At 45.1% G+C, this 15,660-nt stretch carries 15 protein-coding genes and 1 riboswitch; of the genes, 1 reads left to right on the forward strand and 14 read right to left on the reverse strand.

What is annotated here, in order from left to right; all coding sequences use genetic code 11:
* Positions 1-63: 63 nt before the first annotated feature.
* From MSA64_RS00005 to MSA64_RS00070, 14 genes are all read right to left on the reverse strand, one after another.
* Positions 64-2,544 carry a hemoblobin-interacting domain-containing protein gene (locus tag MSA64_RS00005; RefSeq protein ID WP_287890011.1) on the reverse strand — a complete coding sequence of 827 codons (2,481 nt, stop codon included), beginning with the start codon at positions 2,542-2,544 and terminating at the stop codon, positions 64-66.
* 316 nt (positions 2,545-2,860) lie between these two features.
* Positions 2,861-3,424 (reverse strand): Gx transporter family protein, encoded by a 564-nt coding sequence (locus MSA64_RS00010; protein ID WP_154432731.1) that lies wholly within the window; start codon positions 3,422-3,424, stop codon positions 2,861-2,863.
* 89 nt (positions 3,425-3,513) lie between these two features.
* Positions 3,514-3,906: a NusG domain II-containing protein gene (locus tag MSA64_RS00015; protein WP_154432730.1), complete on the reverse strand. Its 393-nt coding sequence runs from the start codon at positions 3,904-3,906 to the stop codon at positions 3,514-3,516.
* Positions 3,907-3,944: 38 nt separating this feature from the next.
* Complete coding sequence (locus tag MSA64_RS00020; protein ID WP_235904566.1) at positions 3,945-4,748, reverse strand: 4Fe-4S binding protein; 804 nt, start codon at positions 4,746-4,748, stop codon at positions 3,945-3,947.
* Positions 4,749-4,817: 69 nt separating this feature from the next.
* Positions 4,818-5,267 (reverse strand): FMN-binding protein, encoded by a 450-nt coding sequence (locus MSA64_RS00025; protein ID WP_287890015.1) that lies wholly within the window; start codon positions 5,265-5,267, stop codon positions 4,818-4,820.
* A 27-nt stretch (positions 5,268-5,294) separates the two neighbouring features.
* Positions 5,295-5,678 carry an FMN-binding protein gene (locus tag MSA64_RS00030; protein ID WP_287890016.1) on the reverse strand — a complete coding sequence of 128 codons (384 nt, stop codon included), beginning with the start codon at positions 5,676-5,678 and terminating at the stop codon, positions 5,295-5,297.
* Positions 5,679-5,720: 42 nt separating this feature from the next.
* Positions 5,721-7,148 (reverse strand): FMN-binding protein, encoded by a 1,428-nt coding sequence (locus MSA64_RS00035; protein WP_287890018.1) that lies wholly within the window; start codon positions 7,146-7,148, stop codon positions 5,721-5,723.
* Positions 7,149-7,292: 144 nt separating this feature from the next.
* The gene (locus MSA64_RS00040; protein ID WP_287890020.1) at positions 7,293-8,435 is read right to left on the reverse strand and encodes an FAD:protein FMN transferase; all 1,143 of its coding nucleotides are present in this window, start codon (positions 8,433-8,435) and stop codon (positions 7,293-7,295) included.
* Between the two features lie 231 nt (positions 8,436-8,666).
* Entirely contained in the window at positions 8,667-8,792 is a 126-nt protein-coding gene (locus tag MSA64_RS00045; RefSeq protein ID WP_268878823.1) for a hypothetical protein, read from the reverse strand.
* Positions 8,793-9,242: 450 nt separating this feature from the next.
* Entirely contained in the window at positions 9,243-9,884 is a 642-nt protein-coding gene (locus MSA64_RS00050) for a hypothetical protein (RefSeq protein WP_287890022.1), read from the reverse strand.
* Positions 9,885-10,116: 232 nt separating this feature from the next.
* Entirely contained in the window at positions 10,117-10,647 is a 531-nt protein-coding gene (locus MSA64_RS00055) for a hypothetical protein (protein ID WP_287890023.1), read from the reverse strand.
* A 242-nt stretch (positions 10,648-10,889) separates the two neighbouring features.
* Entirely contained in the window at positions 10,890-12,284 is a 1,395-nt protein-coding gene (locus MSA64_RS00060; protein WP_277663813.1) for a C40 family peptidase, read from the reverse strand.
* 355 nt (positions 12,285-12,639) lie between these two features.
* On the reverse strand, positions 12,640-14,763 hold the full coding sequence (locus tag MSA64_RS00065) for an N-acetylmuramoyl-L-alanine amidase family protein (protein ID WP_154432723.1): 2,124 nt from the start codon (positions 14,761-14,763) through the stop codon (positions 12,640-12,642).
* An 11-nt stretch (positions 14,764-14,774) separates the two neighbouring features.
* Positions 14,775-14,990, reverse strand: coding sequence for a hypothetical protein (locus tag MSA64_RS00070; protein ID WP_154432722.1), 216 nt, complete (start codon positions 14,988-14,990; stop codon positions 14,775-14,777).
* A 314-nt stretch (positions 14,991-15,304) separates the two neighbouring features.
* A riboswitch (ZMP/ZTP riboswitch) is annotated at positions 15,305-15,385 on the forward strand.
* 110 nt (positions 15,386-15,495) lie between these two features.
* On the opposite strand from MSA64_RS00070, the gene MSA64_RS00075 reads away from it, so the two are divergent.
* A partial coding sequence (locus MSA64_RS00075; protein WP_287890028.1) for a formate--tetrahydrofolate ligase occupies positions 15,496-15,660 on the forward strand: 165 nt, incomplete at its 3' end.

The following is a 15,660-nucleotide window of genomic DNA, read 5'->3' on the forward strand; positions in this document are numbered from 1 at the left end:
TACTGCACATAAACTCATGTGCAATACCCGTCTATTCCTCCGGTTCTTACGTCCCGTTATCTATTACTTTTTATTTCTTTTTCTTCTCTTCAGCGCAAATCCGCCAGTTCCCAGAGAGGCAACAGCCAGTCCAAGCATCTCAAGGATGTTGGTAGGGTCGCCGGTCTTGGCTGTCTTGCTGGTGCTTGTGCTTCCTGAAGAAGTTGTTGTTTTATTGCCTGTACCAGAAGTGGTTATGTTGTTCTTAGATGCTGCAGGTGTTGCCGTTGGTGTGGTGGTCGGGGTTGGTGTCGGTGTGGTTCCGTCCGCTTTCACCAGAGCTTCAATAGCTTTGTTCAGAGAAGCTGCTGCATTATCTACACTTGTCTGGTCTTTCTTAGCTTCCAGGGCACTCTTTGCATTCTTCAGTGCTACCTGCAGAACTTTCCAACTGTCTGCTGTGTAATCTGCTTCTTTCAGTGCTTCTGCACTCTGGATTGCTTTTTCCAGAGAAGCTGTGTTGATTTCCTTCGCCGGATCTTCTTTTGCAGCTTTTTTATAAACAAAGCTCAAATCTTTGTATCCGGTTGCTGTTACTACGATTTCAAAGCTGTCACCCTCTGCAAATGGTGCTGCATCTGTGATCAGCGTTCCGTCATCATTAAACAGTTTTACTGCATTACGTCCGCTTACTGCATAAGGTTTTCCATTAACAGATACGGAGGTAATATTCTTGATGTAATCTGCAAATTCTGCGTCAGTAGCGCCTGCTGCTTTTGTCAGACCAGGTTTTTCACTGTTTTCGTTATATGCTGCCGGCATTGTTTCCGCATATACTTCAAATCCAAAACTGATCGGTGCATATTTTCCACTCTTATCAGTAATAGTCAGTGTGTATGCTCCTTTTTTCACATCTTTCAGGATCAGTTTTTCGCCTTTTACGCTGGCAGTAGCACCCTCTACCGTGTACTCTGCGTCAAATTCTTCCGGAAGAGTCAGACCGGAAATAGTAGTTGCCACACTTGTTTCTCCGTCTTTCAGTTCCGCATCTGCTACAGCAACTGCGCTGGTATCAAATTTTACAGGTACATACAGACCTTTTTCGCCGCCTACCAGGATCTCATAGATACCGTTAGCTGTGTAATAAGTCACTTTATCGATATGCTGTCCCATCATTGCTTTGTAATGTTCAGATGATGTCGGGCAGTTATGTACTGCTGTGGTAAATCCGGTAGCCCATGCCAGTTCGGAAACTCTCCAGATATTTTCCAGGTGACGCATACCGTAATCGCTGCCTTCTTTTGTGCTTACAATAACACCGTAGATAGCTGTTCCTGACGGAATGGTATCGGTCAGTCCATCCAGATCCAGCTGATAATCACCGTATTTGGAATCGGTCATCAGTTCCGCTGTCACACCCTCTGTGATGGTTGTAACTGTTCCCTGTGTTGCTCCAAAGGAGAAGGTTCCATCTTCATTTACGGTCAGCTCTTTGTAGTAAGATGGTTTCTCACTCAGTGTATAGTAGGAATGACTTGCGCTCTCAAACAGGGCATCTTTTCCTGTATAATCTGTTGTGCTTTCCTGTCCTCTGTTGGTAACTGTGATACTTACTTTGGAATCATCGGTAATCTGTGTGTATTTGCTCAGATCCGTACCTGCCGGAACTTTTACCGGGAAAGTTACACCGGTGATCTCATCACCGCTTGCATCCACATGGTAAGATCCGCCTGCAAGACTGCCTGTACGGACTTTATTTTTCGTTGCAGAGGTGAATGCATCTACTTTTACACTGTTATTTACATCTGCTGCGTAAAACTGGTCATATGGAATATTCATCAGGACATATGTTCCGGTTGTAACATCCGGTGTCTCCGGTTCTGACGGTTTTATTTCCAGAGCTGCAACCGCTTCATCCAGTGCTTTCTGGGCTGCGTCAACTGCTTCCTGAGATTCTTTTGCTTCCAGGGCTGCTTTTGCTGCGGTAAGCTTTTCTGTCATATTTGTCCAGGATGCTTCTGTATAATCTGCCTGATTTTTTCCTTCTGCTGCTGTGATGGAAGCCTGAAGACCATCTGTCTTTACTTCAACCGGAGTTGGATCCTGTTTTTCAGCTGCTGACTGGATAGCTGCAAGGGCTGCCTGTTTTACTGCTGTAGCAGTACGGGTTGCACCCGATACTCCATCTGCTCCAATCTTCCATCCATTGATTGTTGCTTCAGTTGCTGGCTGACCTTCCAGCAAAGCTTTTATTCCTTTGCTTTTGTTATAAGCTTTATTAAAATAGCTATCATTTCCTGAGCTATAAGCTGCATCCGGTGTCACTGTAATATTTTCAAATTTTCCATCTTTTACTGTGAGCTCAACAGAAACACCATAATCTGCCCAATCATCATCCACATCAGCAGCCGGATCTCTGTTTACCTGCGCAGTACTTGTGTACGTTCCATCCGCTGCTACCTGGTCCCCGGTCACTGCAAATGCTGTTACCGGGCAAAGTTCCACTGCCATTGCTGCGGCTACCGCCATGGCCATTGCTTTGGTCCTGACTCTTTTGTTGTTCATAAACTCCTCCTTCTTTTACCATAAAATTTTATAGTAGCTTATTATGTAACTATTCAGTAGCCAATGGGGAGGTACTGAACAGTTACCTTATTATCAAGTTAGTCACTATTTCTACTATTAGTTGATAATATTTATCATTAGTTGTGACTAACCTATAATCAAAAAAAATAGACGTTATCTCTTTTCTCAGGAATGTACCTGACAGCTGCCTCTCTCTCATGGGCTTTTATCAAGAGAGAAGTACCTGTCAGATACATTCCTTTTCGTTTATTTGTAACTGTTCAGCACCTTCCCGGTAGCTACCGAATAGTTACATTTATTTGTTCTTTCTTTCCGCTCCCGCGCCCTGACTGACTGCCGGGAGGATTTTACGGCTCACCACGCCGATCAGAATACCTGTGACCGTTCCCGCGATCATCAGCACCGGCAGGTAATAGATCAGCTTCGTATTTTCCAGCACACACATCGCAACCACGATCTGTCCGATGTTATGGGACACGCCTCCGGCAATGCTTATGCCGATCATGGAAAATCCTTTGATCCGCTTCAATAGCAGCATCACCAGAAAACTTAAAATACCTCCTGCCAGACTGTACAGGATCGACATGCCGTTTCCGAACATAAATCCCACCAGCAGCACCCGGAGGATCACCACCAGTAGCACTTCCATCGGTGCCAGAATATACAGCCCGGTGACCGTCACCAGATTGGCAACTCCTAATTTAATTCCCGGTACTCCAAGGTTGATGGGAATCAGGCTTTCCACATAACTGAAGATCATCGCCAGAGCCACCAGCATCGCACCGCTCGATACTCTCCGGCTGATGCTGGTCAGACTGCGTTCCCTGCATCCTTTTTTCTGCTGTTCCTGTTTTTTCATCTTCTCGTTTCCTTTCGGAGTATGTCGCTCGTAACTCTTCCACGACTTCACAGTTACCTTCTGAATCATTACGATTTCTCATCTTTCTTTCACTTCGCAATCGTATCCGGCACCAGCTCGTCACCTGCCGTCTTACTGTCCGTATCATTCTGACGGATCACTTCCACCACCAGTTTATGGGGCAGACATACGATGGTCTGTTTCTGACCGCTGATCCTGCCCTGCTCCTTGCAGTAACCGTCCGGGCAGTCCGCTTCTTTCATATACGCCTGTCCGTTCTCGATGCGGATCACATTGTGAAATTCTCCTTCGGTAACTTCGATCGTCTGGTCTTTTTCCAGCGGATAGGTTCCATAGATTTCCCCGTTCACGGTAATCTGCACCTGATCCCCCTTCGTCTCTCCGGTCACATGCATCACCAGAAGCATTACCAGAGCCACCAGCACGATCCCTCCTGCCAGCAGGATATCTCTTTTTTTCATATCTGCTCCTTATCTGTCATTTTTGAAAAGCGCAGATCTTACAGTCCCAGCCGCAGGCAGATCCCAAGCAGGATCAGTGCACGCAGAATCGTAAACCAGAATTCATTTCCTTTGAGTTTCCGGATTCCACAGTGAATGTGCTTCTGCGGACAGATGTCTATGCATTTCTGACACTGGAAGCAATCCCCGCTGATTTCCCAGGAGCCATCTGTTGGAAGACCGATCTGAGACGGGCAGATCTTTGCACATGCTTTACATCCCTTTCTGCAGTTTTTTCTCGTCCTGTGAAGGGCGAAAAAAGGCAGCACCGGAAGCAGAGAAAATACTGCTCCCATAGGGCAGAAGAACCTGCAAAAGAATCTTTCCTGTACACACATGCCAGCCATCAGAAGAATCAGGACTACAAGACCGATCCCATATCCTCCCAGACGGAAATTGCCCGCATGGATCATGGAAAATACATCCCACGGGCTGGTTCCCTGTGCTTTTCCATATACTCCAGAATAACACAAAAGGACAATCAGCAACAGTACCAAATATTTCATATAACATAAAATCCCGACTGCCTTTTCCGGGATCTTCACCGGTTTCTTTTTCCGTTTTTTGCATACTTTTATATACAGAGCACGCAGTGCGTCTCCAAAAGTACCGAAAGTGCAGGCAAACCCGCAGAAGAATCTGCCGAATACCATCGTGTAGAGGCAAATCACCAGTAATACCGTCACAAAGGATGTCATGCCGACTTTCTCACCTGCCCCGATCCGGGTGAAAATGTATTTGACTCCTGCAAATGCTGCTGTATAGACAGATGGGATAAATACAAAGTACATAAGCTGGATCATAGCCCTCAGCCGGGTATATATTTTTTTCTGTCTTTCGCTGTTAGATTATGTATATCCATAATTGCTGTCTTAATCCTCCTGGTTTGCTGCTTCTTCCAGTGCCTGTGCCACCGCTTCTTTGATACCGGTGGAACTGAAGGTTGCGCCACTGATGGTATCTACCTCTGCACTCTGTGCTTCAAGGATTGTCGGAATAATATCCTCTGCCATAGAAAGATAAGCGCCATCCTCTTTTTCCGCCGATGTGATATTAATCTCAGAAATCATTCCATTCTCAACAATCACTTCCACATCCACCGGTCCGCCAAATCCCTGTGCTTCTCCGGTATAGGTTCCGTCTTTATAAGCACCGTCTGTGATTGTGCCTTCCTTTGCTGCATTGGCTGACTGTTCCAGCTCCGCCTGCTGCTTTCTGATCTGTTCTTTTGCCTGTTCTCTTTTGCCGAGTACCGTGTTATATCCGTTCAGGCAGACAACGGCAGCCACCACACTGATCGCTCTGGTCAAAAATTCTCCCATTGTCTGTTCTCTTTTCTTTCCTGTTTCTTACTGCCGCTTTGCATTATTTAATGCCTGCTGACATGCATCGATAATTGCCTGGGACGTACAGGTCGCTCTGGATACTGTATCGATACCATCCAGATTACCTTTTTCCATAATCTGTTTTACCACACCCGTCTTGCTTGATGTTCCGTTGACCGCTTTATTAATGTAGCTGTCGTTACCGGATCCTCCGTCTCCATACACATTATCAATTTTTATAATCTTATCATCTTGAATCGTCACCTGTGCAAACAGATTATATGCTTCAAAATCCATATCTGCATCCGGCAGACAAAGTACAGTTACCGGATATACACCATCTATGTAAGTACTTTCCGGTGGAAGATCCGGTTCCGGATCGTCATTTGTTCCATCCGAAATCTGCAATTCTGTGACTGCCTGATTTAACTGTGCTGCCGCCTCATCAAGCTACGTCTGTTCTGTCACATTTTTCAGTACCTTTCTGGCATCCTTCAGACGAACCTTTACTACTGCCCAGCTTGCAGAAGTATAGTCACTGCCGTTCAGTTCGTTGACCGCATCGATTGCTTTTTCTACTTCTTCGGTATTCAGCTGTACTACATTGTTATCATCATCGGTGTCTGTCTCTCCGTTGGTGATACGTTTTGCTTCTTCCAGCGCATTCTTCACCGCCTGGATCAGTCCCTTGGAACTATAAGTAGCACCGGATACGGTATCTACCTCTGTACTCTGTTTTTTCATCATCTGTGTCACCACATCCATGGCACGACCGAAGAAAGCATCGTCATCCTCTTCTCCGATGACCAGAACTGCCTTCAGTGTCTTTTCCCGGATCACGATGGCGACCGTAATATCGCCGTTATATCCTTCTGCGGTTCCGTAGTAGACGCCCTCGTTATACGGGAGTGTTCCTGTAACCGCTGTTGTACTATTTTCTGTATTTTCTTTATTTTCCGTGTTTGTTCCGTCAGAACCGGAGTTGCCTCCTTTTTCCGCAGATGCAGTCTCTGTCACTGCTGCCTGGCTCAGTGCATTCCGCACCGCCTTAATGATTCCGTGGGAACTGAAGGTTGCACCGGATACCGTATCAATACCATTAGTACTCTGTGCACCCAGGATCCGATTGATCACCCCGGAAGCCTTCTGGATATATTCACTTCCATCATTGGTCTCCACGATCTGAATATTACTGATCTTTCCACCGCTGATCACAACTTCTACTTTCAGATTTCCGGCAAATCCTGTTCCGGTTCCATAATAGCTTCCATCTTTATAAGCTGACGGTTCCTGTACGCTTCCTACTGCCTCCGGTGTTGACTGGCTCTGACTTGTGGAAGTTCCTTCCTGTGAAGAACCCGTCGTACCACTGTCTTTTTCTCCGGTCAATGCATTTTTTACCGCACTGATAATTCCTTTGGAACTATAGGTTGCACCGGATACCGTATCTACCTTTGTACTCTGCTTTTTAATAATCTGATCAATCAGACCTTTCGCCCGTCCGAAAAACGGTTCATCATCAGAAGCACTCAAAATCTCGATGGATGTGATCTGTTTGTCTTTGATCGTAACCGCTACCGTGATATTTCCCCGATATCCGGTTCCACTCCCCTGATACACACCATCTTCCAGATCAAAGGAACCCTTTGCCTGTTCCTCTTCTTCTGCCGCTTCATCCTCTTTTGTTTCTTCTTCCGTGCTGGTCTTTACCACCGGTACTTCATCCTCCTGCTCCTGTGTATCCTCCACAGACGCTTTCGTCTCGTAAACCGGCACTTTATATCCATATAAAGATCCTGCCACACATGCCGCCACAACCGCAGCGGAAACAACTGGGGCAAAGGGTTTGCATTTTTCCAGCATTTCTCTGATGTCCATCTGCTTTCTCTCCTTTGTTTTCGAGTATTTTTATGTACTGACTTTGTAACTGTTCAGCGGCTTCCCGGTGGCGAGCCAAAATGCATCTAAACGTCTTCTGTGATCGCATTTGTACTTGAATGTTTAAGGATTTTCGCATAGCTTTTATTTATGAATCACTGTTACATCCATATCCGTAGTCAGACTGTCGGCGATTCCTTCTGTCACATACAGCTTTCCATCTGCAGTTTCCATGATCGTCTCAAATTTCTCACTGTTTTCCTTCCAGAACTGTGCCGCTTTCTCTTCTCCCATGATAAATAAAGAAGTGGAAAGTCCATCTGCCAGAGTTCCGTCATCGCTGACGATCGTTACAGAGATCAGCCCGCTGTCTGCCGGATATCCTGTTGTCGGATCAATAATATGATGGTAAGTCACACCGTCTTCCTCAAAATAACGTTCGTAACCACCGGATGTGATCACCGCCTGATTTTCAATCTCCAAAATACCGAGATAATCTTCCGTATCATCCGGACTCTGGATCGCTACTTTCCATTTGCTGCCATCTGTTTTACATCCCAGAGCCTGTACATTACCCCCGAGATTTACCAGCCCGCTTGTCACACCACAATCCTGATAGATCTGCATGATCTGAGAAGAGGTATATCCCTTTGCGATCCCACCCAGATCGATCTCCATGCCATCCCGGTCAAAAGAGATTTTTCTTGTGTCTTTGTCGTAATTCACTTTGGACGCATCGGCAAGGATCAGCTTTTCTTTCAGTGTCGCATCATCCGGCACATGATACTCCTGCGTCGGAAATCCCCATGCCTGCATCACCGGGTAAATCGCAATATCAAAGGCTCCTTCTGTCTTGTCATACAACTCCAGCGCCCGTTCCACCAGATATCCGCCATCTTCAGAAAGTGTTGCCTCTCCTTTCTGATTCAGCTGATAGATCTCACTGTTCTCATCTCCGGTGGAGAGAAGGGCATCAAGAGCTCCCACTCTCTCTGCCGCCTTGTCAACTGCCTCCTGAGCATGCTCCCCATATGCAGTCAGTGTCATATAGGTGTCCATAGCAAAGAGATCACGGGACACTTCTGCATCCTGACTCTCGTCGTCACTCGATGCTTCCGTTCCCGAACTCTCTGTTTTCTCTGTATCCTGCCCTGTGCCCTGTCCAGATACCTGGGCAAGGGTTTCCTGATTCGTTGTATTATTCGCCTCTTCCTTCGTTGTCTTACCACATCCGCTGATCACAAACGCAGGGATCAGACAGACGATCAATGCCTTTTTAAAGTTCATTCGCCAACCTTTTATTAGTCCTTTCTAACTTTCGATAGTATATACTTTGTTTCGTTTCATTGTCAATTCTTGATTTTCTTATTGCACTTATTTTCTCATTATTTTATAAAATATATAAATTTTCTGCAACCAGAATAGCACACATCCACAGTTCCTGCTCACAACATGATATATCAGAAAAACCTTCGAATCGGACTTCTTTATTTTACATCCATTCGAAGGTTATCTCAATTATTCTTCTTTATTCCTTTTTAATTTTAACAGTTCCTCCGGAATCTTATACTCTTTATAATAATACTCCCGGTCATGTCCGTTGATCTCACGCAGTACCCGGCACGGATTGCCAACTTTCTCCATTTTCGGCCGATAGCATCTATCGTGTTTATTTCGTCACTTTATACAATTCTTTCACACTTTGCCAGTGCAATACGCCATAATATCAGTTTCTTTTTCTTTATTTTTCCATGGGACCGTTGCATATTTCCTAATTTTTAAACATATTTTTTCTAATATTCTATGCATTATTACTTTCATCTGTTATAATGATATATAGAATAAAATTGATTTTACAGTAACTATTTAACAGCCACTGTGAAGGTGCTGAACAGTTACATTTTACTTACTTTACTTACATTGGGAGGCTTGCAGACATGAATAAAAAAAGCGTTGTACCTACACTGGCTATACATCCGGCTCGGTCCGATCCTTCTCCCGCACGACGGAATGCTGAAGTCTCCGCCCAGATCACACTATCGGATTCTATTTTAACCGGAGCGGTTGTAGAATATCGAAAGGCAGGGTATCGTTTTATTCGGCACATGCATAAAGATCGTTCAGTACGATGTGGTCGACTGTTCCATTATCCTTTGCAACGCCGGCAACACCTGTTCTGTCCATTGCATATGCATCGTTGTACACTTTATCTTTCTCGGTATCTGTTGCACTGTTTCTGTCGTTGGTCAGCTCCAGACCTTCAATCTCGATATACTCTGTGTCTTCGATCAGGATACTGGAAGATACGGTACCTTTCCACTTATGATTCTGGTTATCCAGTGGAGTGCCATAATTCAACTCCCACTGTCCATGACCGTTTGTATTGATCTGTGGTCTGTTTCCCTCCCCATAAACAGATATTCTTACCGGTGCTTCTGCAGTACCACTATCCTCTTTTGCAAACTTAAGAGCCTGATCCTCAAATACAGATCCTTTTTTCAGAAGAACTGTATCTCCCGGCTCAAGGTTCAGTTCATTTACTTTGTCAAGTGTCTGGAACGCCTTGTTTTCCGCTGTTCCATCATTGCTATCTTTTCCCCCATTGGAATCAACATAATATGTTGTTCCAGTTGCGGTATTTCCCTCAGCTTTAACAGACACTGCTGGCATCATTGATGCGACTGTTGTTCCTGCAAGCAGAAGTGCTAACGTACCGCTCATCCATCTTTTCTTCATACCTTTTCTCCTTCCGTTATTGTATATTCTTCAAGGTGTATCGGTTCACATCTTTCATGCTTCCTTCCACCTGAGAACCGTTTTCACGCTGCGTGATCATATCATCGTATTTTTGTTCACGCAGTTCTCTTTCGACTGCTATTCTTGCTGTTTCCAGGTCAGCGTTTTCTTCGCTGTCTCCAAATATCCAGTCGCGACTCTGGTAGTGCTGAAGAACCTCGTCTTCCGTCAGTTACATTCCCTCCCGGGAGATATCGTTACAGTATTTTTCCTTCAGAGTACTGAGCTCATAGTCCAGATACAGCTGAAACGTATACTCTTTCAGTCCGTAGATCACTTCGCCTTTTTTTACTTTCTCGCTCCGCTCCGCATTACCATCCTTCCAGCGTTTTTCCAGAGCCTCGTAGCAGCTGTCTTCTACATCTCCGTTTTCTTCGGCAAGATCATATACTGCATGGATGTATTTCAACTGTTCTACTGTATTCCGGGTGAGGATCTCATAGCCGTATTGTCCGTCGTATTGTTTTTCCCAGAAATCTGTTCCGTATACGGCATCATAATCTTGTTGGATCTGCATCTTGGTATCGTATTCCACGGAATTCATGCAGTTCACATACTCTTCTTTACTGATTGGATCCCCGGCTACAGTCAGATCGAATCGATTGACAGACTTGTATATGACGACTCCGCCGGCAATTCCTGCAACTGCAATCACCGCTATGACAGCTCCGATCTTCATAAGCTGTTTTTTTCGATTCTTCATTATCTACCTCCTTCCGGCAATGTAGCCTGTTCCGTCTGCATACAGACTATCTCAGTCTCTTTTGTTCTAATTATAACGATTCGTTTTTTTATCGGCTCGTTCTTTTGTGTTGATTCCATCATTTATTTTGTCAAATTCGGAACTACAATAAAATGCCACGTTAAAGCGGAATAGATTATTGAACAAAAAAAGAGCCATATCTTTTTCAGATATGACTCTCATAATTGTTACTATTGTTCTGATTACAGTACACGACGAACTGCAACGATCGGTCTGTACGCAGCGTTTCCGCTGATCTTAATACCGTCTTTTGCGTTACTTGCATGTACAATCTGTCCACCGCCCATGTAGATCGCTACATGACCTGCGTAGCAGATAATATCTCCAGGCATTGCCTCAGAGTAAGAAACTGCACGACCACAGCCTGCCATTGCTCCGGAGGAATGCGGAAGGGATACACCAAACTTTGCATATACACTCATGATAAATCCAGAACAGTCAGCACCGTTTGTCAGGCTTGTACCACCCCATACATAAGGATTGCCAACAAACTGACATGCGTAATTAACAACGGACTGTCCTGTCGGGTTATATGATACGCTGCTGCCTGAGCTTCCTGATGAGCCGGAAGAAGAACTTCCGTTGTCCTTGGATGTTGCTGCACTTGAGCTACTGCCTGATGTATTGTTATTTTCTTTACTGCTTGTGGAAGAACCGGAACTTGCAACTGTATTACTGCCGGAAGTAGAGGAAGATTTCTTGCTTGCTTCTGCTGCTGCTTTCTTAGCTGCCTCATCTGCTGCTTTTTTGTTTGCTTCTTCCTGTGCTTTCTTTGCAGCTTCTTCTGCTGCTGCCTTCTTAGCTGCTTCCTCGGCCGCTTTTCTTGCTGCCTCTTCCGCTGCTTTTTTCTCTTCTTCTTCAATTTTCTGGATCTCAGCATTCTGCTGACGAATCAGTTCCGTGTACTGTGCAGCCTGGTTCTGCGCCTGTGCGATCTGTGCATCATAATCACTGGAAGTTGCTTTCTTTTCTTGCAGCTGAGTCTGCATACTCGCCTGACGATTCTGATACTCCTGGTTCATCTCTTCCAGTTCTGCTTTCTCACTGTCCAGCTGATCCCCAAGGTCTTTTACCTGCTGTACAGTCTCTTTGAACTCTTCCAGACTGTTTCTGTCACTGTCATACATCTGCTGTACATATTCTGCATGGTTCAGAAGACTGGTAAAGTCCGATGCCTGGAACAGCATCTGTGCCCATGCATCATCTCCACCCTTTTCATACAGATACTGGATTCTCTTCTTCATGGCTTCATACTGTTTCTGTTTATTTTCTTCTGCCACTGCCAGATCTGCTTTGGTCTGCTCGATCTGCGCTTCTTTATCGGATAACTCACCATCCAGAATCTCAATCTCAACCATAATATTTACCAGATCAGAATCCAGCTGATCGATCTCAGCGGAAAGTGTCTGTTTCTGGTCTTCCAGATTATTGATTTTAGACTCCTGTGCTGCAAGCTGACTCTGTGCTGCTGCCTTATCCTGTTTTAACTGATCTTTTCTGGATGCAGCACCGGCAGGTACTGCCTGTGAAATTGTCAGCATTAATCCTAATGTTAAACAAAGGATTCTTTTTTTCATATATTTCTCCTTTTATTGTTTTGCATTGTGTTATATATTCTTGTAATATTTACGAAACATTCTCTTTACATTCCTTAACATATTAACACAAAACCATTTTTCCTGCAACCCCTCAATGCTAAACTCATCTCAAATCATAGAAACTAAAGTTAATTTACTGTTTCCCTAATTCAAAAAATGTCGTTAATAATTAGTTGTTAGCAGAGCTACATTATAAACAGAGAGAAAGATGGTTGTCGTCAGTCATCTTTTTTCTTTGTATGATAAAAAGTTTGGGAGGGTGTGCCTCGGTATGAGTCACACCCTCCCAAACTTAGAACTGTCTATTTCCCGACAGCCTTTCTTTGCATTTTTCTTATTGCGGTCCAATCAATTTTTCAAGTACCTGTGCTGCCGTCATATTACGCAGTCCATCCGGATCTCTCATACTGCTGGAGGACCAATGGAAACGGTCTACGTTATTCACATATGCTTTACTTGCGATACACAGATTATATTTGCCGGCTGCATCTGAATAATATTTCTTCATATATGCATTTGCCAGTTTTACAGCCTCACTGTTCGTGCTTCCTGCTGTATTGACCGTACCGCTGATCTGAACTACCGGTGGCGTCGCATGAACAATCACCAGACTTCCATCCGAACACATGCCAAGAACAACCCACACATGACCGGTCATACTTACCACGTCACCAGGTGTAAATGTTCCACCGGAAACTTTTCCGTGCGATCCAAAACCTTTGTTGGTCAGATAAGCCGGAAATCCGGTAGATGTTGAACTGTATGCCGTTTCTTTCTGGTTTGATTTCGTATTATATGTATTGTAGACAGCCCAGCTGACCAGACCGGAACAGTCCAGACCATTCTGATACTCATATCGATGTTTCGTATAATTATACGAAGCTCCCTGCTGGTTATAGAACTGTTTCCACTTCGGGTTCATACCGATACGCAGTCCGTCTCCGTCTGTCCAGGCGTCATGACCGCCACCCCATACATACAGGGTGTTACCTACCGGCTGAATCATTGTTTTCAAAAACTTGGTCAGAGTCCCAATCGCCTGACTTTCTGTTCTCGATGCTTTTCCATCTGCTCCGATTTCAACACCGCCGATGACTGTACTTACCGCCATGGCGCCACTGCTGTAAAAATAATACTCTGAACCGTCAATATTCTGCCAGTCCGTCAGCATGGCACCGCTACCGTTCATATAATATTTACTTCCACCAACGGTTGTCCAGCCTGTTGCCATCTTACCGGTCGTCGGATTCAGATAATACCAGGTACTTCCGATTTTCTGCCAGCCTGTCAGCATGGCACCGCTGCCGTTCATATAATACCAGTCGCTGCCCAGTTGCAGCCAGCCTACTGCCATGGCTCCACTGCCTGTGTTCAGATAATACTTGGATCCGCCGATGTTCTGGAAACCTGTCAGCATCTTTCCGTCACTCGCCAGATAATACCAGGTTGCACCCAGTTTTAACCATCCGGTCGCGATGTTTCCGCTGCCCGGTTTCAGGTAATACCAGGTTCCATTTTGCTGTGACCAGCCTTCTACCATGGCCCCATCCTGATTCATGTAATATCGGGTTCCTCCAATGGTTGTCCAGCCCGTTGCCATATCGCCATTTCCCGGATTCAGATAATACCAGGTACTTCCGATTTTTCTCCAGCCCGTTGCCATGCCACCATTTCCCGGCTCCAGATAATACCAGACATTCCCAATCTTTTTCCAGCCCTGCGCCATATCGCCATTTCCCGGATTCAGATAATACCAGGTTCCGCCGATTTTTCTCCAGCCGGTTACCATGTTACCGTTGCCCGGTTCCAGATAATACCAGTCGCTTGCGCGTTTTAGCCAGCCGGTTACCATCCAGCCGCTGCCGTCAAAATAATACCAGGAACCATTGATTACTTTCCAGCTGTTTCTCGGATAGGAACCATCGGCTTCCCGATACCACCATCGGCCGCCACCGGACACCCAGCCTGCTGCGGAATCTGTCCGACTGCTTTCTGCTCTGTTCTGGGAAGTCTTTCCTTCCACCCAGACACCATCGCTGTTCACGTAGTAGGCACCATTATCCACCCAGGTATCATGCTGCATCACACCGGAACCGTTCATGAAATAATATTTCCCATTCAGTTTCACCCATCCGGTAGCCATCGCTCCACTGGATGTAAGATAATACCATTCGCCGCCCAGTTTTTTCCAGCCAGTCGCCATCCATCCATCAGATTCAAAGTAATACCATGAACCGTTGATCAGTTTCCAGGTACTCTTCGGATAACTCCCATCTGCATTTCGATACCACCATCGGCCGCCGCTGGACACCCAGCCTGCTGCTGTCGTTGTGGTTTTCACCCGCTGGTTTGTGCTCTGATTATTCTTCGCCGCATAACCCTCTACAGGTACAAGCAAGATACTGAGGCATAGAACCAGAGCCAGATATCTCCTGATTTTCTTATTCAGTTTTACCATTTGTTTCCCCTTTACTCCTTTTTGTGATCCTCTTCCATCTGACGGATCTGCCTGGCCACTTCACAGCTGCCCCGATGGATGCACCGTCTATATCCACAGTCCACTTCGGTCAGTTCGAGTCCTTCTTCCGTCTCTGCGAACTCACAGGTCACTGTCTGTGCCTGATTATACGTCCTGCAGAATCCGGAAAATATCTCCTCCCTGATTGCCTGTTCCACAAATATCACCGGCTTTCTTCTTTATATATAATAGTGATCACGTTTGTTTTTCAAGGTATCTCACCATTACACACTTTGCGATGCACAGAATTCATACTAATCGCATAAATTCGTGAGGTATATCTCGGGTTTTCTGTGACCTTCGCTCACGAAAAACACCTCGCAAGATAGTATCAGTGAACAGTAACAATTATGTTACCGTTTAAGTATAACTTTCTTCCTCAGAAATATCAAGTGAAAATCCACAAAAAGAGATTGTTTTTTCCTCGTAATTCTTGACTTTTTTGCTAATTTATGCTATTCTTTAAAAGAAGTCTGAAAAAGAAGATCCTGGCTACTGACGGATATGTGGAGGAACCACAGGAAACCAGGATTCATATTGGCCGACCGTCTGGGCAGCAATGTAGAACATGATTACATTTGCTGCGTTTTTTTATTTACGGAACAGATGCATTCTTCACTTTTTGTTCCGTTTCGGGGGCAGACGTCCGGTCAGAAGAAAGGAGAAATAACTATGGGATACAAAACAGACATTGAAATCGCACAGGAATGCGAAATGAAACCGATCACCGAGATCGCAGCAAAAGCAGGTATTGATGACAAATATCTGGAACAGTACGGAAAGTACAAAGCAAAGATCGACTACAATCTGCTGAAAGAATCTGACAAAAAAGATGGT

The sequence above is a fragment of the Oliverpabstia sp. genome, assembly GCF_022785585.1.
Lineage (GTDB): Bacteria > Bacillota > Clostridia > Lachnospirales > Lachnospiraceae > Oliverpabstia > Oliverpabstia intestinalis.